The following is an 18,836-nucleotide window of genomic DNA, read 5'->3' as shown; positions in this document are numbered from 1 at the left end:
GAAAGGGAACCCGAACCATGTCCGACCGCTACACCTCCTGCATCGACCTCCACCTGGTGCTGCGCGACGGCCAACAGCGCATCCTCCTCGGAGAACGCGTCAACACCGGATTCATGGACGGCGCGTTCCACCTGCCCGCCGGACACCTCGAGGACGGAGAGTCCGCCACGACCGGCCTGATCCGGGAAGCGGACGAGGAAGCCGGCATCCGCATCGACCCGGCCGACCTGACCCTCGTCCACACGATGCACCACCGGACGAACTCCGGCCGCCTCGCCCTGTTCTTCGAGGCCACGCAGTGGAGCGGCGAGGTGACCAACCGCGAGCCGGACAAGTGCGCCGGATGGAAGTGGTTCTCGCCCGACGCCCTGCCCGAGCAGATGATCCCCTACGCCGCCGCCGCGCTGGACCACATCGCCAAGCAGCGCCCGTACTCCGAGCGCGGATGGGACACCACGCAGTGACAGCGGCAGAGGCCGACCTGGCGTGCTTCAGCTACCTCGCACACACCCAGGTCCTCCACGTCGACACCTACCCGAGAGCCGACCACGGAGCCGAGGTGCACAGCACGGTCACCTCCCTCGCCGCCGACGGACCCATCACCGCGCTGACCGCAGCCCGCACCGGACTGCGCACCACCCTGGTCACCAACCAGGTCGGAAGCGACGCCACTGGGCAGCACGTGCGCCGGGTCCTCGCCGCCGAAGGAGTACGCAACGAGGCCACCGGACCGACGCCTTCCGCGACACCGCAGATGACCGTCGTGGCCGACCGGGCCGGAACACGCACCTGGTTCGCTGACCTCACCCACGCCTACATCAGCCTGAAGGAGACCGACACCAGCCCGCTCGGCCGAGCACGGATGGCCTACATCGACTGCTACCGCGTACTGACCGAACACGCTGTCGGAGCCATCCGCACCGCCGCCCGTTGCGGTGTGCCGCTCCTGCTCAACCTAGGCAACGACCCGCTGGACCCTGCGGTCCGCAGCGCGGCCGAACACGCCACCGTGTGGGCGGTCCAGACCGGCCTGCCCGAAGAACAGGAAGACCAGGCCGAAGCCGTGGCCACGCACCTGCTCGGGGCGCTCCGACCGCACGCCGCCGTGGTCACCCTCGGAGCCGGAGGGGCTGTCGCAGTCACCAGCGAAGGAACGCACCGAGTCACCGCACGCGCCGTGCCCGTGGTACACACCCACGGCGCCGGCGCCGCGTTCTCCGCCGGACTAGCCACCGCACACCTGGAGGGCCGCCCACTGGCCTCCGCCCTCCGGCAGGCATGCGACGTCGGGTCCGCCCACTGCTCAACACGGCCACCGGGAAGCACGCCGGCCCGACCGCACCTGCACACACCCGCATCCGCATCCGCATCCGCATCCGCAGCATCCTGAGAAAGGGACACCCGTATGACCACCGACATCAGCCAGCTGGTCGAGCCTCTGCGCGCCCTGGATTGGAATGACGTCCCCAAGATCGAAGCCACCACCGGCAAGGTCCTCGAATCGCTCGCCGCTGACCGAGATCTTCTCCGCCGCGCCGTAGAAGCGGTCCCGGACGACGAGCGCCTGTGCAAGCTCGCAGAGCACTACGACATCCTCGACAAGATCGTCCTCCACGACGACGACCTCGGGTTCCGCATTCGGCTTCACGTCTTCCTGCCCGGCTACTACGACCGCCCGCACAACCACCGCTGGACCTACAGCTCCCGCCTCCTGCGAGGCAGCTACCAACACACCCTCTACGGCCTCGACGACGACCTCGACGAGGACACCCCCGTGGCCGACCTGAAGCCGTACATGGTCCGCACCGAGCAGGCCGGGCACGGATACACGCTGCACCACGGCATGATCCACGCGGCGGTGGCCGAGCCCTACACCGTCTCCCTCATCGTCCGCGGCCCCGCCATGAAGGACCGCTTTCTCGTGGCCGACCGCGCCACAGGGGAGTCCTGGTGGCAATACGGCGCCGCAAGCGAGCCGAAGAAGGACGCCCAGAACAAGCGCATGACCGGCGACCAGATCCGGCACGCAACCCAACGTCTCACCGAGCTCGGCATCATCTGAGCAGCCACAGCGGGCATCAACCGCCTGCGCCCTGACCACACTGAGCGGTCGGGAACGAGAACGTGTAGGAGCACTCCGTTCCCGACCGCCGCCCTTACGACCCGAGCGCGACCAGCCACGGACGCCCACCGACGCGCGACGTCGACTGACCAGACCGGAGAGTCCCCGCAGGGGCGCGGAAACACCTGGAGACGACCTCATGAGCAACGCCACCCCCAGTCAGGCGAACGGAACGAAGCCGAACCTGCTGCTGATGGAGGAATACGCGGAGACCCTGCAGAAGGCCGTGGCGTTCGCATGCGTCTACTTCACCGACAAGCACGAGCACCCACTGCAGCTCCACGCGGTGTACTCCCAGGCCCACCCATGGCACATGCCCGGAGGGAACGTGGACCCCGGCGAGCGCCCATGGGAGGCCGCCATCCGCGAGTGCCAGGAAGAGACCGGACTCACCCTCGACGGTCCGCCGGTACTGCTCGCCTCGGTGTTCGGACTCCCCGGAGGACACTGGCCCTACGCCACGGTCGGATTCGTCTTCGACGGAGGACGACTCACCGACCAGCAGATCGAGACCCTGAACCTCGCACCCACCGAGCACGACCGGGCAGCCGTACTGCCCCTGAAGGAGTGGGAGCCGCACATGCCGCAACGCGACTTCGCCCGGCTCACGGCAGTCGCCAAGGCACGCCGTACCGGAAGGACCGCATACTTCGGGACCTGGGACTGGGACGCCAGTACCACCGGCTGAACACAACGCCGAGGCCGCACGGAACTGGAACGTGCAGGCCCACGCCAGGAGGACTGGCCACCGGACACCACAACACCACAGATGGGCCCGGCAGGCGCGAAACCAGCCGGGCCCATCTGCTGTGGACACCGTCACCGCGGACGCTCACCATCCACGAAACCGCCCCGCCCAAGGGGCAGAAAACGGCATCTGAGGACCGTCACGGCACTTCGTGGAGCCTTGGCACGGGAGCACCGCGACACCCCTCGCACGCTTCCCCACCCCGCAGCGGGTGCGCGCACCACCACCCTAAGCGACGATCACGCCCCGGTCGCAGCTACGACCCAGGAGCGACCGGCTCCACACGGCCCCCGACCGAAGACTGCGCCGAGTACGCCTCCGCCGACGTCAAGTAGTCCCGATGTTTCCCATCAGGGCGCAGGTGCCGCCACACCGTGCCCGCGCCACCAGCAGCAGTGCCACCGCCGCCCGTACGGCGCGTCGAAGCACCGCCGCCGCATCCACAACCCATGTCACGTCCCTCCTTGAACGCGGCCCACGCTGCTCGGGCCGCCCGACTGATTGAGCACCGCCAGCTCACCTGAGCCGGCCAGCAGAGTGCATCCGTGCCTGCGCCATCCGCGCCCGCGCGGCAAGCGCCCGCCCGGCAGTCGAGTCGTAGCCCCCGCCAGTCTGCTCGGGCGTGTGAATCGTCACGCCGGAAGCAGCCCCAGCAGCACCGCCCGCACGCCTGGATGGTTCTTCGGCACCGTCTTGCCGCCCAGCAGGGGTGGACGGGATCACACCGGAAGCGCGCAGCTCACCCAGCACGCCCGAAGTGATCTCGCGGACCATCTCCCGCTGGTTCAGGCCCTTCTGCGGGCGCCGAGGTCGCATCCCAGCAGCGATCAGCGCCCACGGACGCCCACCGTTGCCCGTACGCACGACTGGAGCCGTGACTCGGTACGTCGCCGTCGGCCCGGCCGCCGTCAGCCCAAGCCGCTCCCGCTCCAGCTCGTGAGTCAGCTCCAGGAAACCCGGCGTGTTCACCGCGTGCGCGCCGACCATCTCCAGGCTCCCGCCGATCACGCGCCAGTCACCCGACCAGTCCGTCAGCCCCAGCGAGTTCCGCTCCGGCACCTGCAGGTGTGGAAGGACCGAACCAGCCACCCAGATGCCGTGCTCGTCCTCTCCGCACGCCACTACGGCCCCCTGGGCACAGGTGTTGTCATAGTGGTCCACCGACTCGAACGCCGACCACAACGTGTCCGCATGCCCAGCCGCGAACGTCAGCTGCCCGACCCGCACGTGCTCGCCAGAGTCCGTCTCGATCGCCCGCCGCAGGAAGTACGCGTACCCCGTCTGGCTGCGCGGAGGCGTCACCCCCTGCCCCGGGAAGGAGATGTGCTCCGCCTCCCAGTCCGCGATGTGCCCGTACAGCCGCCCGGACTCCTCGATCACCACCCGGGTGAAACCGGGAAGCTTCGGATCGGTGAACCAGCCGTGCGGTGGCCGCCACGCCTCGTCCGTCGCCGGGTCCGTCAACGTCACCAGGTCCGTGACCGCAGATGCAACCACAGGACGCGGCACCTCCTTCCTGCGCTGCGCCGGAACCTTCGACTCAGAACTGGATCCGGGCGCCGGGGCCTCCGCTTCCAGGGCCGCCGAGTGGGAGGACGACTCCTTGCCGGCCTTCTTCTTCCACGGCGGCTTGATGCCGTCGTCATCGAAATCCCGCGCCGCACGGTTGTAGAGAGTCGTCAGCTTCTTCCGGATCGCGTCGCGGTCCTTCTCCGAGATGTCGCCGCTCTCCAAGAACGCAGCGCACGACTGCACGCCGGCGAACACCGCCTCCAAACGCCCGTCCCGAACGTCCGCGAACGGAAACTTGTACGCGGCACGGGTGGCCGGGTCCTTGTCCGGGTCCCGGTACAGGAACGCCTTGCGCATCTTGCTCACGTCGCCGTCCGCCCAGGCGAGAATCCGCTTCTTCGCGCCGGAACCGTCCCACTTGGTGCCCCGCGGAGCGAACGGAAGGTCGGTGTCCCCCACCACCGTGAACACCGCCGCAGACTCCCCGACCTGGTAGTCCTCGGACAGAGCGCCCTCGTCCGCTACAAGTTCCGTCGCCGCGACCGCCAGCGCGTACTCGGACACCTCCGCAGCATCCTGCGCGGAGTGCTCCGCAGACCGGCCCTCACCGTCGCCGTCCTCGTCGTCCTGGTCCTGGCCGTCCTCGTCCCACACCGGATAGATCTTCGCCGTGTCGAACGCAGGTTCGCCCACGAGGACGGCGTTCATCAGCCGCCAGTCCGCCGTGACGAAGTACACCGTGATGTCGGGCTCCTCGCCCATGTCCCAGGCTTGCTCCGCCAGCTCACGGGCTTCCTCCGCGGAGACCTCCTTGCCGTCCGCGTTCTCGTAGCGGAGCGTCATCGTCTCGTCGTCCACACGGACCGAGACCCAGCGGGAGTAGCCGTCCACGATGCGCCGCACGGCCTTCACCGCAGTCTCATCGGCCAGGTCGAACTCGCCGGCGCCCATCAGCTGGCCGTCTTCGACCCACGCCTCGGTGATGCGGCCGACTTCGTAGGCGTCGTCGTGCCCGGGGCCGGTGACTGGCTTGTAGAGCAGAGGGAGGGGCATCTCCCGCACCCGCAGACCATCCGGCGGTGCGGCGAGGATGCGACGGTCCCCGGACGGGGTGTCCAGAGGCGCCAGCGGCCCGGACCAGCGGGACGGAAGCTGTTCGGTGTCGATGTCGTCAGCCATGGCTCCTCCAGAAGCGATGAGGTGCTGAATCTCGGGATCGTCGGGCTCCCACACCAGTAGGGCGCATCTGCACTGAATGACTTCTGCTGCGGGTCCGGAGGGGTCGCCGGGGTAGTCCAGAGAGAACCCGCCCACGGAGAACGGCTCGTCCATCGGAACCAGCTGCCCGTCGGCATGCCGATGGGTGGGCCGCACACGGTCATCGAACCCGCCCGGGGCGCCGCCAGGGCCGCGCACGTGGGTGGCGAGCCACTGCTTGTACTGCTCCACACCCGACTCCTGCGACCACGCCTGCGCCCCGGCGTACGCACCCCCGTTATGAGCCCCGACAGACTCTGTGCGAGCGATGCGCATGGCGTCGGGCTGCCACTGCCGGTCAGCGTCGTCCAAGCCCTCGTACACCTGCCGCAGCTCCGCCCGCGCCTGGCGCCGATCGGCCGACGGCGTGTCAGGATCGTCGCGGATCTGCCGCAGCTCGGCCGCCCGCGCCCGGTACCGCCGGGAGGCGGCGTTGATGTGCAACAGATCCCCGAGACGCTGCCGCATCGCTGCGAACGACTCGCCCTGAGCGATGGCCTCCGCGAGCTCGTACCGCACCGTCTCGAACACTCCCCGAGGCCACCTGCGAGGAGAGAGCCGGTCCCGCACGGTCTCCATGTACTGCTCGCGGTACCGGATGTCGCTCACCGCCGCGCCGCGAGCCAGCCGCGAGAACCGCTCGCCCCAGGCAGCCACGATCGGAGGGAGGATGTGCCGTTCCACCAGCCGCTGCCACACCGACGGCTCGGGCCAGCCGTTCAGGTCCGGCTCCCCGCCCGATCCTCCGGCGGCCGCGGTGACCGCGCGACCCTCGAGGACGCCGGCTCGTACGGCGTCGAGGTAGCCGGTCATAGCCGCGATGGTGCCAGCGTGGATCGCCTGCTCCGCGCGGGCGATCTGCGCCGCCCCCCGCATGCGGGAGGTCAGCCACGGGTCGTTCAGCTCAGGAGGCATCACGGCTCCTGAAAAAACGGAGCGGGCGGGCATCGAAGACCAGCCAGTACAGCTCGGGCCCCGGAACCCCCAGGGCCGACAGGGCGGGGACCAAGATCTCCGTTGTCAGCTCCTCACACAGCAGCTCCACCTCACCGCGCCCGGCCGGCCATGGCTCCTCACGCCGCATCAGTCACGCACCCCGAGCGGAGCAGAGCCAGCGAGAGGTAGCGGCGCTCGTGCGGCTGGCCGGAGACCAGCAGAGCCCGTACGTACTCGTCCACGGTGGCGTGCAGGCACGTCTCCTCCGGCAGAGCCGTGACGAGCTCGCGGTAGGCGCCGGACAGCATCTGGTCGAGCTGCCGATCCGGCACCGGAAGGTGCGCGTGAATCTCGTGCAGAGGCACCTCGGACATACGGCCACGCGCGGAACGGTTCCGGTTAAGCAGCCAGTTCCCGGCCCGCTCCAGGGCACGCACGACAGACACCTCAAGGCAGTTCAGGCGCCACTGTGCGGCCGAGGAGCGGACGTTTCCGGGCGCCTCGTCCGCGTCGGCCGCCGGGAGCGCCCGGGGACGCGAGGGCTCGTCCTGCGGATCCCCGCCGCCGTCGGCCCGCTCCACCTCACTGCCCTCACCGCCCCCACCGCCGCCGGCGGCTCCGGCCGGGACGGTGGACTCCAGCCCCAGGTAGGGCAGCAGATACGGCGCCAGAGCGGCGTTCTTCGTCACCAGCGTCACCGCCAGGTGCCGCAGACGCTCGTCCTCGCCAGGCTTGTCCTCCTCGGAGAAGCCGTGCTCGTGCAGCGTGGAGTCGTCCGACAGCAGCCCGCGGTCCCACAGCTGGATCGACTCCGGAGCCCGGTTCGGCCGCATCTGGATATCGCTGGTGTCGTACCAGATGACGTACCTGGAGGCGTCCTTGACCTTCAGAGCGGTCAGCGCCGGCCGAAGGTACTGCTCCGTCAGCGCGTTGCAGATCAACCCCAGCAGCGGAGCGATGTGCAGCTTGATCGCGGACTCTTCCACCTGCCAGGCGGTGTTCCCGGTGAAGTACACCTTGCCGTTGCGGCGAGCGAGCCACGTCCTGTTAGGCGTCGTGGGGCACCAGATGGTACCGGTGTACTTGCGGCGGCTGGTGTTGCGGTGGCGGGGCCCGAAGACGCCCTTCTCCCGCATCGAGACGACGTGCTGCACGTGGGTGCGGTAGCCGTGGTGCTGCGACGGATACGAGTGCACGGACCGTCCGGAGAGAATGACGGCGAGCTCGAACGCCTCGGTCATCTCCAGCTGCTTCTGGCTGATCCACCGGGTGCCGCCGGCCTGGGTGGAGCCGTCACCGCGGATGGCCGCGTTGATGAAGAGCTCAAGCTGCCCGGCGGTCAGCGAGCGCACGAAGTCCAGGGACACCGCACGGTCCGGAGCAACGTCGACCAGCGGCTGTGCGGCGGCTCGGTTCAGCAGGAAGGTCACCATGCCGTTGTCCCGGTAGACCACACGCCACCGGGGCGTGGAGTCGTGGGTGGAGGCGTCCTTGGTCAGGTACTTCGCGACCATCGTGGCAGACACACCGAGACGGCGGCCGATCTCCTGCTTGGAGGGCCGCGGGTCCTGCGCCCACAGCCTGCGAGCTTCCTCCCTGCGGGCCTGGGACTCCGGCGTCGACTTCCTACCCCCGCTGCCTAGCGGACCGGCTGCCGGAGGGCCGTACAGAGACGTGAGGCACGCCTTGATGCGGGAGATGTTCTCAGGGTTGGCGTCCATCGACTGGTTGATGCACACCTGCGGACAGTCGCGGCCTTCGCGGCGACGGCACGACCCTTCGGTGAAGAACCAGCCCACCAGTTCAGCGAAGGCGTCCGCGTACTTCGCTTCCGTCGGGACGTCCGAGCACGGGGCGGCCGTCACCAGGAAGTCGTCCTGCTGCAGGTTCTCGGAGGTGGTGAACACCCGGTCGCGCCGGGAGGCGTGCTTACCGCGAAGCACGGGCCACCGGTGGTTCAGCGTGCTGAGCGAGGAGTGGTAGCGGCCCTCCATCGCCACCATGTCAAGGTCCTCGACCTGCCACCGCTTCACCTGACCGACCGGCTGCCACTCGCTCGCCCCGGTGTCGTGGTTCAGCGTCAGCACGACGTCGCCGGAGGAGAGCTGGTCGTGGCTGCGCCACCCATCACGCGTAAAGATCTCTGTACTGTCGTCTACACACCAATGGTTCAGATCTGCGCTGCCCAGCACAACTTCCGGAGGAACGTCGAGCCCGATCGCCAGACGCCGCAGCGCGGAGTCCCGGATCGACACGATCTTGTCGTCCAACGGGGTGTGGAACTTGATCGGGTCCTTGAGGTTCTTCAGCGCATCGTCGGAGACCCGCATCAGCAGCGGCACGATCGCGGCCGCGCTGTCCGGGTTGGACAGCGGGGTGACCATCGCCTGGATGAGGGCGTTCATGGCCGGGTCGGAGTGGACGGGGTTGACGTTCTCCGACTCGGCGGGCTGTGGGAAGCTCGCGGACTCGGGGATAGGCCACACGCCGGCGCCGGCGAGGCGAGAGTTCAGGGTGGCGGAGATGTGCGCGGAGGTGCCGGTCAGCTCCCGCAGCGCCGACCGCAGCCCGAGCACAGGACTGTCGGAGTAGAACGCCCGCTTCGGATGGGGCCGCCACAGGCGCAGCACGGTGGAGGAGCCGAGGGTGATCTCAACCTGCTGGTCGCTCTCCGGCAGCCGCACCTTCGTCTTGCCCTGCCGGGTGGTCTCGAACTCTTCGTTGGAGGAGCACAGCCAGCGGCGCTTGCCCTTGTGGTCCATGCCGATCAGGTACGTCTCGCCGGGCACCGACAGGTGCGTGGCCATGCGGGAGAGCATCTGCCCGTGCCCGGAGGTGCCCTCGAACAGCTCCTCCAGCGGCACGAGCGGAGCACCGGACCGTACGGGGGACGGGCGGGCCTGGTTCTCCGGATCCGTTTTACCGACGTACAGGCGGGACCGGGACAAGGCGTTGGCGAGCCAGCCGACGCCGTACCGAAGCTCGGACACGTCGTCGTAGTACGACCACGCCTGCTGCTGCCACTCCGTCTTCTTCGACGCCTTCCCGACGGTGCCCATGTCCACCAGAGCGGCGGAGGAGATCACGACGGGAGGGGAGCCGGGAAGGTGCTCGCGCGGCGAGCTGGTGTGGGTCTTCTTGTTGCGGAAAGCCATGGTCAACCACTCCTCCCGGGTCAGTGGTCGAGGAGCTGGGCAACCATGGCGTACAGGTAGCTGATCGTCAGGATGGCTGCGGGGATCTGGAACCAGAGGCTGTCACCGGCGAAGGATGCTGTCGGGACCGCGGCGGCTGCGACCCAGATGGACAGGCACCAGGGGCACTGGATGAGCTCGGATGCCTTGGAGTCAGGTCCGCGCCAGGCGATCACTCTCGCGCGGATAGGGGCAGCAAGGACGTCCGTGTTGAGGAAACGGGTGATACGGGCGACAGAGCCAAGGGTCAGCAGAAACACGGAGATACCAAGCACATACGCATGGTAATGGGCTATGCGGGTGAAGATCGCCCAACACGTCACCCACCGGCACAACAACGGACACCAGCAACGGATCTGCCACCAAGATCGCTGGCACGTCAACCACCCCATCAGCCATCCTGTTTACGGCGCACAAGCCCGCCCCCGCGCATCACCACCGCGCGGGCAGACCCCTTCATACGACGGAGCTACCTGTGCAGCACGACGAATCACGTCCAGACAGCGGGATCACCCTCGGGGCCCAGGAACGACCCCACGCAGCCCGCATGTACGACTACTTCCTCGGAGGGAAGGACCACTACGCAGCCGACAGGAACGCAGCGGACAAAGCTCGCGAGGTGTGGCCCCACGTCGCACAGGCCGCACGAGCAAACCGCCACTTCATGCACCGCGCCGTACACACCCTGGCGCGTCAGGGGTTCCGCCAGTTCCTCGACATCGGAACCGGCATCCCCACCTCACCGAACCTGCACGAAATCGCGCAGGCGGTGACACCGGAAGCCCGCGTCGTCTACACCGACCACGACCCGATAGTGCTCTCCCACGCACGAGCACTTCTGACCGGCACGGACGAAGGCCACACGGACTTCGTGCAGGCCGACATCACACAGCCCGAGCACATACTCGACGCGCCGGAGCTCCAAAGCACACTCGACCTGGCAGAGCCCGTCGCGCTGTCGGCCAACGCCGTCCTGCACTTCGTCACGGACGACCACGACCCATACGGAATCATCGCCCAGCTCCTGAACGCCCTCCCGTCAGGCTCCGCGCTCTGCCTGACACACGTCACCGCGGACCTGGACCAGACGTACATCCCGCGTGTCGTGGAGGTATACAACGCGCAGGGAGTGTCCGCGCAGGCCCGCAGCCGAGACGAGGTAGAGCGGTTCTTCACCGGTCTCGAATTCCTCGATCCGGGCATCGTGCCAGCACACAAGTGGCGCCCCGAGACACGGCCCCAGCACGAGGCGTTCACGGGCACTGGAACCGACGTACCGGACGAGGAAGTGTCCATCTGGGCCGGAATCGGCATCAAGCAGTAGACACGGCGCCAGGGCTGATGATGGCGCGTCCGCCCAGTGCAGGCGCCACCACAGCCGACGGACACCCCGCCAGCTCCCTGACGTGCCGTTACCGGACGCCAGAGCAGAAGAACACCGGAAGTAGAGCCGGACCGAAGCGACAACAACGCCTCGGGACCCCGGGACGGGCTGCGGTCGGCCCCGGGGCCCCAAGGCATGTACCCATGCGGCTACCCGCGGGTACCGTTCCACGTGGATGAGAGGAACGGAGACCAGTATGTCTCAGACCCCTAAAAGCCGGCCGGAAAACCCGAGCATCGGCCAGAACATCACCGCGATCCGCAAGCAGCGCGGCATGACACAACAAGGGCTGGCCCATCGCGCCAACCTCTCCTACAGCCTCATCACCAAGGTCGAGGCTGGATTCCGAACCGCCGGACCGAAAGCCACGGCAGCCTGCGCGGCAGCCCTACAGGTGTCGGTAACCGAACTCACCGGTCAGCCCTACCTGTCGCCACTCAAGGACGAGGGCCTGGAACAGCTCGTGCAGCCCCTCCGGCACGCCATCTCGAACCCGATCCTGCCCGGAGTCGAGACCGACGTGCCGCCACGGGCTCTGGACGAAGTCAACGCCGAACTCACCGAACTCGACAGCAGCCGCCTCCGAGGCGAGTACATGAGCCTCGGAGTGAAAGTGCCGGCCGTCATCAACGAGCTCATCGAGCACGTTCACGACGCCCCGTCACTCCACCGTCGTGAGCAGGCATACGGCACCCTGGCGCAGGCGTACCGGCTGGCGAACTGCTTCGCCCACAAACTCGGCTTTCTGGACCTGTCCCTGATCGCTCTGGACCGCATGCAGATGGCAGCAGAGCAGTCCAGCGACCCCTACCTGCCCACGGTGGTCACGCACTACCGGTCCGACTACTTCCTCCATCACGGAGCCTACGATCTCGGGCTGCGCGGAATCCGAGCGATGGAACGCCTCCTCGAGGACGGAGTCCGCCGCGGGGACCCGACCGCCACCTCGGCCATGGGAACCATGCACCTAAAGGCAGCAGTGCTCCACTCCAGGCAGCGCCGGGACTCCGCCCGCGACGACGCCTTCGCCCGCATCGCAGCAGCCCGCGACCTGGCCGGGAAGCTCACCGGCCCGGACCCGTACGGCCTGATCTTCGACCAGCACAACATCGACGTCCACGACACCTCCATCCGCATCGACCTGTGCGAGCCAGGACAGGCGGTCGAAACGGGTGAGACGGTGCGGCTTCCGAAGGGGTGGGCGAGGAACCGCTCTGCGCACCACTACATGGACATGGCCCGTGCCTACGAGAAGATCAAGCTGCACGAGGAGAGCTGCCAGGCACTGTTCAAGGCACGAAGGCTCGCCTCCGACCAGACCCGGTACCACCCCACGACCAGGGAGACCGTACTCGCGCTGCTCCGCCGGAACGGAGAGCCGCACAAGCGGTTGAAGGACTACGCCCGCTGGATCGGAGTCTGACTCACCGTCAACACCGCTGCTCAGCCCCGACCCTGACTTTCACATTTTGTGAAAGTCAGGGTCCTTTTTTTGCGTCATGATGGGTGCCCTGCGCGACCGGAGCACAGCACCGGGTCACGGACAGAGCGGGGTGCCGCTATGCCCGAATTCGGTGACCAGCCACGCAGACCGCCCCGGATGCACACCGGGGAGCAGAAACGCACGAGACAAGGGAGGGAACACCTCGTGCCGGACATCTGGAAGGCCATCAGCGTCACCGGCCTCATCGGCATCGGACTCTTCCTTCTCCTCGCGCGACTCAGCAGGCCAGCCCCACCACGAGAAGAACAGAGGTCCGCCACCCGACGGACCTGATACGGCCCGAGAGACCCGGCATGCACATCGTGCGCCCGCACAGCGCACGAGCCGGGATCCCGGCCGCAAGTCCCAGACCCCTCCACCAGACCCCTCAACGGAAGCCGCCCCATGACCCCACCGAGCGTGCTCCAGACGCAGCACCCCTGGAAAGTCCAGCTCACCGAGACCCCACAGCACGCGAGGCCCGGACTCTACGCCGCCTTCGGCGCCGGCATCGGAGCCCGCACCCTCGACATCCTCCGCCACAACAAGGTCCCGATCTCTCCCGTCATCGCCTGCGCGATGCACATGCAGTACCTGGTTCCCGTGAGCCAGGACCTCAACGTCGCCTGGCTCCTCGCCGGCGAAGCCGGCTGCCAGCTCGCCCACACCGCCGACTGCGCCGCGCAGGTGCGGATGGGAGAGCCGCTCAGCCACGGCCGCCTCTGGATGCTGCCGCCCGACGACGTCCTCCGGGCCGACCGAACCGACCTGCGGAGCCTCTACGAGGCGTACCGCACGCAGAAGAACCCTGGGGCCACGAGCCCCGTACATGCCACCGAGCATGAGCGAGTCGACCCTGTGATCGTCGCCGCAGCCTGATGCAGCTCAGCATCTCGGCCACCGTCGTCCTGACGGTCGTCGTAGTGCTCCTGATCCGCAAGGGAGGACTGAAGCCGTCCCACGCCATCGCGAGCGTGCTCCTCGGCTTCTACCTCGCAGGCACCTCACTCGCCCCCACGATCAGGAACGCCACGACCAGCGTTGCCCAGATGCTCTCCAGCATCAGCTTCTAGACCGCCAGGGCCGACAGGAGCTTCCACCGAATCCCCCATGGCAGAAGCCCTCTCTGCCGACCCTGGCATCACACCGCCCCGCACATTCACCGAGGACACCGATGACCCACACCCGGACCACCTGGACGGACACACCCACGCACGAGGAATAGCGGAAGCCGAAAACCGCTACCACCAGACCGCGCCGGGCCGGGACACCCTTCACAGGCCCCTGCACCTGGCCCCGGCCCGGCGCACCTCCTCTTCCTCATCTCAGGATCGTGATGTCCGACTCCTCCACTCACCCCGCCCCAGCCCGGCGGCACCGCGGACGCCGGGCGAAGCCCCGGGCCCTCATAGCCAAGCCCGAAGCGCAGCTCAGGCTCCTGGCCCTTCTGCCGCTCCTCACCATCGGAACGGCCTGCATGGGCACATGGCTCACCTGGAACGTCACCGCGATCGAAGGAGCACGCACCTGGACCGCCGCCGCGGTCGCCGTACTCGTATGCGGAAGCGCCACGATGATCGCGGCCCACTACGCCAAGGCCCTGAACAGCTCGCACAAGCGCCTCAAGGCAGAAGCCCAGCACACCTCGGAGCACATCGGCCGCGTACAGCACTGGCTCCAGGTGGAACTGTGGCCCCACATTCGCCGCGGTCGCCAGTTCCTGCCTCTCCAGCAGCAGCCCCCGCTCTCGCCCAATGGCACTCAGCCAGCAGCGAATCCCTACGCCGAGTTCTCTGCGGCCCTCCAAGCCTTCGTAGACGACTCCCAGCGAGCCGTCGAACGCGCCGCAGCCAAGGACCACAGCGAGATCACCAAGTACGTGACCAAGCGGCTCCACTCCACGGTCCGCCAGGCACTGGACTGGCTCTACGAGCTGAACCGGAAGATCGAAGACCCACCGACCATGGACCTCGTCTTCGAGGTCGACCAGCGTGTCACCAAGATGCGTCGCTTCATCGAGAGCCTGGCAATCATCGGCGGAGATAGGCCCAGGCGCCAGGAGCAAAACACCCTGACCAAGAAGATGGTCCGCTCGGCCGTCTCCGAGGTCCAGAACGAGGGCCGTGTGAGGCGCATACCCGGACGCGACAGCGCCGTCCTCGGCTACGCCGTGCCCGACCTGATTCACCTCCTGGCCGAACTGGTGGAGAACGCCGTCCGATACTCGCCACCCGAGCAGGACGTGGAGGTCAAGCCCACACACGTGCCCAACGGGCTGTCCATCGAGATCGATGACGTAGGACTGCCCATCGGCCAGACCAAACTGATGGCCCTGAACCGCGTCCTCGACCCGGCCACCCCCACCGAACCCCAGGACACGCAGTACATCGGGCTCGGCATGCGGGTCGTAGCCGAAATCGCCCGGCGCTACGGAGTCGACGTGCACCTGGGACGCAACCGCAAGGGCGGAAACCGGGCCCTCGTCATCATCCCCAAGAAGCTCCTGGCCACCGGGGCAGAGGACGAAGAAACAGCCGTACACCCGGCAGGCCCACCGGCCACCACGCCGCAGCACACCGCCGCAGTACCGCCGCCCCCACGACTTGCACGGCAGCGACCGGCAGCTCGCCCCACATACCCAGAGCCCCAGGTGCCTTCCACCAGCCGTGAGCCGATGCCCCGCCGCGCCGCTGAGCCCACCCGCAGCAGCCAGAAGCCCCGCCTGCCGAGGCGCAGCGAGGCCGCCGGCCGAGGGCCTATGTCCGACATGGACCTCACACGTCCTGCCGAGCCGCCGCCGGTGTCGGAGAACCCGGGACGCATCGCCGGCCAATACTTCGCCGGCCGCTACGGATCGCCGTCGGCCAGCCACCAGAACACCGCCCAGGAGGACCAGACATGACCGAGACAACCGGACACCGCGCGCCCGCCATGCCGAACCTGGATTGGCTGATGAACCAGTTCGTCAGCACCATCCCGGATGTCAGGGCAGTCCAGCTGTCAAGCATCGACGGATTCAAGCTCGCCAGCCACGGCCTGGCGGACGAAGAGCGGGCCGACTACCTGAGCGCGATCGTCAGCGGTCATTTGCCCCTGTTCAACGGATCGCTGCAGAAAGTCACAGGCTTGCCGAACACCCGGCACGTGGAAACGGTCGTCAACGCCAACGACACCATCGCCATCATCGCGTCCGCCGGCGAAGGCGGCATCCTCGCCGCGCTCACCGAGCCCACGGCCGACGTCGGCATGGTGGGCCACGAACTCGGAGAGCTCGTCAAACGCGTCGGTGAGCACCTGGGAGTAGACCCGCGGGTACACCACCCGACCACGACGCCGGGACCGCTCGGCTGAGATGACCACACCGGAAACAGCGTGGGCCACCGAGTCCTCAGAGGAGCTGCGCCCGTACGCCGTAACTCGTGGGAGGACGCACCCGACACAGCCGGTAGACATCTCCAGCTACGTGCGAACCCGAGCGGAGGCCGGGAGCACAGACCACCTGGACGAGGAAGAACAGGACCTCGTCACCGAGTGCCGCGCCGGTCCCTCCGCAGTGGTCGAGCTCGCCGGCCGCACCGGACTGCCGCTGCAGGTCGTCAAGATCCTCGTCTCTGACCTGATCGACACCGGCTTCCTCGTCATGGCTATGCCCACCACCAACGACCGTCCGTCCATCCAGCTTCTGGAGAGAGTCATTGCAGGTCTCAAGGACATTGCCTGAGCAACCGGTGGGCCCACCACTCCCGTTGAAGATGGTGGTCGCCGGAGGATTCGGTACCGGGAAGACGACGCTGGTCCGCTCGGTCAGCGAGATCGAGCCGCTGTCAACCGAGGCCCTGATGACCCGCGCCAGCGAACCGGTCGATGACCTGTCAGGGCTTGAGGAGAAGACGGCGACCACCGTGGCATTCGATTTCGGCCGACGCACCCTCACCGACCTGCACGTGGTCCTGCACCTGTTCGGCGTGCCGGGACAGCTGAGGTACTGGTTCACCTGGCCCGACCTCTCACGCGGGGCGATCGGAACCATCGTCATGGTCGACACCCGCCGTCTGGAGGCCAGCTTCCACGCGGTGGACTACTTCGAGCACGTCGGCGTTCCGTACATCGTCGCGGTCAACCAGTTCGACGGCCCCGAGACGTGGCGAGGACTTGACGGCATCCGCTTCGAGCACTCCCACCAGGCCGGCACCGTCACCACCGGCAGCCAGCCGACGGGACCGAACTGGTACGACCTGAACGACGTCCGCGAGGCACTGGAAGTCGGCCCGTCCGTGCCCCTCGTGCGATGCGACGCCCGCGACCCGGTCAGCTCGGCCCACGTCCTCATCGCGCTGGTGCGCCACCACATCGCCCTGAACACGAACAGCCCCGCAACCCCTACCGCATCGACGGGAGCACTGCTGTGACAGTCAACTACAGCCTGGAACACCGCATAGCCCGGCTGAGGGAACTCGGACTCGGAGACCGCCCCGACAGCGCGCTGGACGCCTTTGCCCGGCGGCTCGGGGAGGCCACCAAGGCCCCGTACGCCATGATCAACTTCACCAACGACGAGGTCGAGGGAACGCAATACTTCGCCGGCCTCTACGTTGCAACCAACGCCACCGCCAGCTCCGAAGACGCGCTGGCTCCGAAGACGGTCTCCCGGAACATGCCCAGGGATCACGGCTACTGCCCGCACGTGCTGGAGAAGGAAGGCCGCGCTCTCGCACTGCATGACGTGACCAAGTGGGCCGCATTCGGAGCCAACGAGGTCCACGACCGCCTCAACATCAACTCCTACTACGGCATCGGCCTCGTGGATGAACGGACCAACACGATGCTCGGGACGTTCTGCATCGTCGACACCGTCACCCGCGACGAGAACACCCGGCAGGAACACATCGACCTGCTCAAGGCTCACCGGAGAGACGTCATGGAATACATCCACGAAAGCACCGGCGGAGGCCCCAGGTAACCGGAAGGCCGAGGACGACGAGAAGGGGAACGAGACGTGACCTCTCACTTCATCACGAAACGGCACGAGGACCTCCGCGCCCAGGTACGCGCTTTCGCGGAGGCCGAGGTCGTACCCAGGATCCCGGAGATGGAAGCCTCCAAGGAGGTCCAGCACAAACTCGCCCGGCTCATCGCGCAACAGGGCTGGTTCGGAGTCACCATAGGCACCGGCTACGGAGGGATGGGTGCCGGGCACCTCGCCAGGGTCCTCATCATCGAAGGACTGTCCCGGTACTCCGCAGCAGCAGGAGGCATAGCCCAAGCGTCGATCCTCGGAGACGCGAAGATCCTCCACTGGGCCAACTCCCAGCAGAAGAAGAAGTGGCTGCCCGAGATCGCGGAAGGCCGCTGTCTCCCGACGATCGCGGTGACCGAGCACGGCTCCGGCGGACACGTGCTGGGCATGGAGACCACCGCGAAACGCCGCCGCGGCGGATGGGTCCTCAACGGGCGCAAGTGCTACGTCGGCAACAGCCACGTCGGTGACGTGCACGGCGTCGTCGTCCGCACGGGCAGAGGCAACAGAAGCCGCGACCTGTCCTGCTTCCTGGTCCAGGCCGACACCCCCGGACTGAGCCTCGCGCCCCACAAGCCGGCGATAGGCATGCACGGCTTCTCTTTCGGAGAGCTCATCTTCGACAACTGCGTGGTCCCCGACGAGAACCTCCTGGGTGAGGAGGGAGACGGCCGGGACATAGCCGACTCCTCCAGCGTCCTCTACGGCCGACTCAACCTCGCCGCCGTCGCTCTGGGACTTCACCGGGCCGCCTACGAGGAGACCGTCGCCTTCTGCAACGACCGGCAGCGCTACGGAAGCGACCTCGGGGACCTCGCCGTCGTCAATGCCCGGATGGGCGAGATGCGACACCGCCTGGAGACCTCCCGCACCGCGGTCTACGAGGCTGCCCACATGCTCGACACCGGGCAAGAGTGCGACGTCAAGCTCATGTCCGCGAAGTACGGGGCCGTCCAGAGCGGCATCCACTCCGCCTGGGACGCGATGAGGACCTACGGAGCCGCCGGCCTGTTCTCCAACCACTCGATCGAGCGGATCTGGCGCGACCTCCCCTGCATCGAACCGCCCGCCGGCACCTCCGATGTCCAGCTGCACCGCCTCGGCCAGAAGTCCCGCCGCACCAAGTACGAGCCATGGTCCAGCCGCTTGGCCCACCTTCTTACTGCCGCCTGACTTACCACGA

General features: G+C 67.7%; 18 protein-coding genes. 14 read left to right on the top strand and 4 right to left on the bottom strand.

The genetic code is table 11. The annotated features are described in order from the left end of the window. Positions 1-17: 17 nt before the first annotated feature. The 4 genes from ACL06G_RS15305 to ACL06G_RS15290 all read left to right on the top strand — a co-directional run bounded on the left by ACL06G_RS15305 (position 18) and on the right by ACL06G_RS15290 (position 2,810). Positions 18-464, top strand: coding sequence for an NUDIX hydrolase (locus tag ACL06G_RS15305; RefSeq protein WP_412836106.1), 447 nt, complete (start codon positions 18-20; stop codon positions 462-464). Continuing rightward, the gene (locus ACL06G_RS15300; protein ID WP_412836105.1) at positions 461-1,390 is read left to right on the top strand and encodes a carbohydrate kinase family protein; all 930 of its coding nucleotides are present in this window, start codon (positions 461-463) and stop codon (positions 1,388-1,390) included. The genes ACL06G_RS15305 and ACL06G_RS15300 overlap by 4 nt, the downstream gene beginning before the upstream one ends. A 15-nt stretch (positions 1,391-1,405) precedes the next feature. After that, entirely contained in the window at positions 1,406-2,062 is a 657-nt protein-coding gene (locus ACL06G_RS15295) for a hypothetical protein (protein ID WP_412836104.1), read from the top strand. Positions 2,063-2,261: 199 nt separating this feature from the next. After that, the gene (locus ACL06G_RS15290; protein ID WP_412836103.1) at positions 2,262-2,810 is read left to right on the top strand and encodes an NUDIX domain-containing protein; all 549 of its coding nucleotides are present in this window, start codon (positions 2,262-2,264) and stop codon (positions 2,808-2,810) included. Between the two features lie 387 nt (positions 2,811-3,197). On the opposite strand, the gene ACL06G_RS15285 is transcribed toward ACL06G_RS15290, so the two are convergent. From ACL06G_RS15285 to ACL06G_RS15270, 4 genes are all read right to left on the bottom strand, one after another. Next, positions 3,198-3,326 carry a hypothetical protein gene (locus ACL06G_RS15285; protein ID WP_412836102.1) on the bottom strand — a complete coding sequence of 43 codons (129 nt, stop codon included), beginning with the start codon at positions 3,324-3,326 and terminating at the stop codon, positions 3,198-3,200. 60 nt (positions 3,327-3,386) lie between these two features. Beyond that, on the bottom strand, positions 3,387-6,554 hold the full coding sequence (locus tag ACL06G_RS15280) for a phage minor head protein (protein WP_412836101.1): 3,168 nt from the start codon (positions 6,552-6,554) through the stop codon (positions 3,387-3,389). A gap of 158 nt (positions 6,555-6,712) precedes the next feature. Continuing rightward, positions 6,713-9,730, bottom strand: a complete 3,018-nt coding sequence (locus ACL06G_RS15275) for a hypothetical protein (RefSeq protein WP_412836100.1) — start codon at positions 9,728-9,730, stop codon at positions 6,713-6,715. Between the two features lie 20 nt (positions 9,731-9,750). Next, positions 9,751-9,945 (bottom strand): DUF1360 domain-containing protein, encoded by a 195-nt coding sequence (locus ACL06G_RS15270; RefSeq protein ID WP_412836099.1) that lies wholly within the window; start codon positions 9,943-9,945, stop codon positions 9,751-9,753. Positions 9,946-10,244: 299 nt separating this feature from the next. On the opposite strand from ACL06G_RS15270, the gene ACL06G_RS15265 reads away from it, so the two are divergent. The 10 genes from ACL06G_RS15265 to ACL06G_RS15220 all read left to right on the top strand — a co-directional run bounded on the left by ACL06G_RS15265 (position 10,245) and on the right by ACL06G_RS15220 (position 18,826). Next, a complete protein-coding gene (locus ACL06G_RS15265) occupies positions 10,245-11,093 on the top strand; it encodes an SAM-dependent methyltransferase (protein WP_412836098.1) in 849 nt (282 codons plus the stop codon). 256 nt (positions 11,094-11,349) lie between these two features. After that, positions 11,350-12,576 (top strand): helix-turn-helix domain-containing protein, encoded by a 1,227-nt coding sequence (locus ACL06G_RS15260; RefSeq protein ID WP_412836097.1) that lies wholly within the window; start codon positions 11,350-11,352, stop codon positions 12,574-12,576. A gap of 465 nt (positions 12,577-13,041) precedes the next feature. Continuing rightward, positions 13,042-13,515 (top strand): hypothetical protein, encoded by a 474-nt coding sequence (locus tag ACL06G_RS15255; protein WP_412836096.1) that lies wholly within the window; start codon positions 13,042-13,044, stop codon positions 13,513-13,515. Next, positions 13,515-13,709 (top strand): hypothetical protein, encoded by a 195-nt coding sequence (locus ACL06G_RS15250; RefSeq protein ID WP_412836095.1) that lies wholly within the window; start codon positions 13,515-13,517, stop codon positions 13,707-13,709. Before ACL06G_RS15255 ends, ACL06G_RS15250 begins: the two co-directional genes overlap by 1 nt. Positions 13,710-13,972: 263 nt before the next feature. Beyond that, positions 13,973-15,538, top strand: coding sequence for a sensor histidine kinase (locus tag ACL06G_RS15245; protein WP_412836094.1), 1,566 nt, complete (start codon positions 13,973-13,975; stop codon positions 15,536-15,538). Further along, on the top strand, positions 15,535-15,987 hold the full coding sequence (locus tag ACL06G_RS15240; RefSeq protein ID WP_412836093.1) for a roadblock/LC7 domain-containing protein: 453 nt from the start codon (positions 15,535-15,537) through the stop codon (positions 15,985-15,987). The genes ACL06G_RS15245 and ACL06G_RS15240 overlap by 4 nt, the downstream gene beginning before the upstream one ends. Before the next feature lies 1 nt (position 15,988). After that, positions 15,989-16,357: a DUF742 domain-containing protein gene (locus ACL06G_RS15235; protein WP_412836092.1), complete on the top strand. Its 369-nt coding sequence runs from the start codon at positions 15,989-15,991 to the stop codon at positions 16,355-16,357. 31 nt (positions 16,358-16,388) lie between these two features. After that, complete coding sequence (locus ACL06G_RS15230) at positions 16,389-17,045, top strand: GTP-binding protein (protein ID WP_412836180.1); 657 nt, start codon at positions 16,389-16,391, stop codon at positions 17,043-17,045. Beyond that, entirely contained in the window at positions 17,042-17,596 is a 555-nt protein-coding gene (locus ACL06G_RS15225; RefSeq protein ID WP_412836091.1) for a GAF domain-containing protein, read from the top strand. Before ACL06G_RS15230 ends, ACL06G_RS15225 begins: the two co-directional genes overlap by 4 nt. Positions 17,597-17,632: 36 nt before the next feature. After that, positions 17,633-18,826, top strand: a complete 1,194-nt coding sequence (locus ACL06G_RS15220; protein ID WP_412836090.1) for an acyl-CoA dehydrogenase family protein — start codon at positions 17,633-17,635, stop codon at positions 18,824-18,826. Positions 18,827-18,836 lie beyond the last annotated feature (10 nt).

The organism is Streptomyces callyspongiae (assembly GCF_047200695.1).
Taxonomy (GTDB): domain Bacteria; phylum Actinomycetota; class Actinomycetes; order Streptomycetales; family Streptomycetaceae; genus Streptomyces.
The sequence above is the reverse complement of the archived record's forward strand: the minus strand, read 5'-3'. Positions and strand labels throughout refer to the sequence as shown.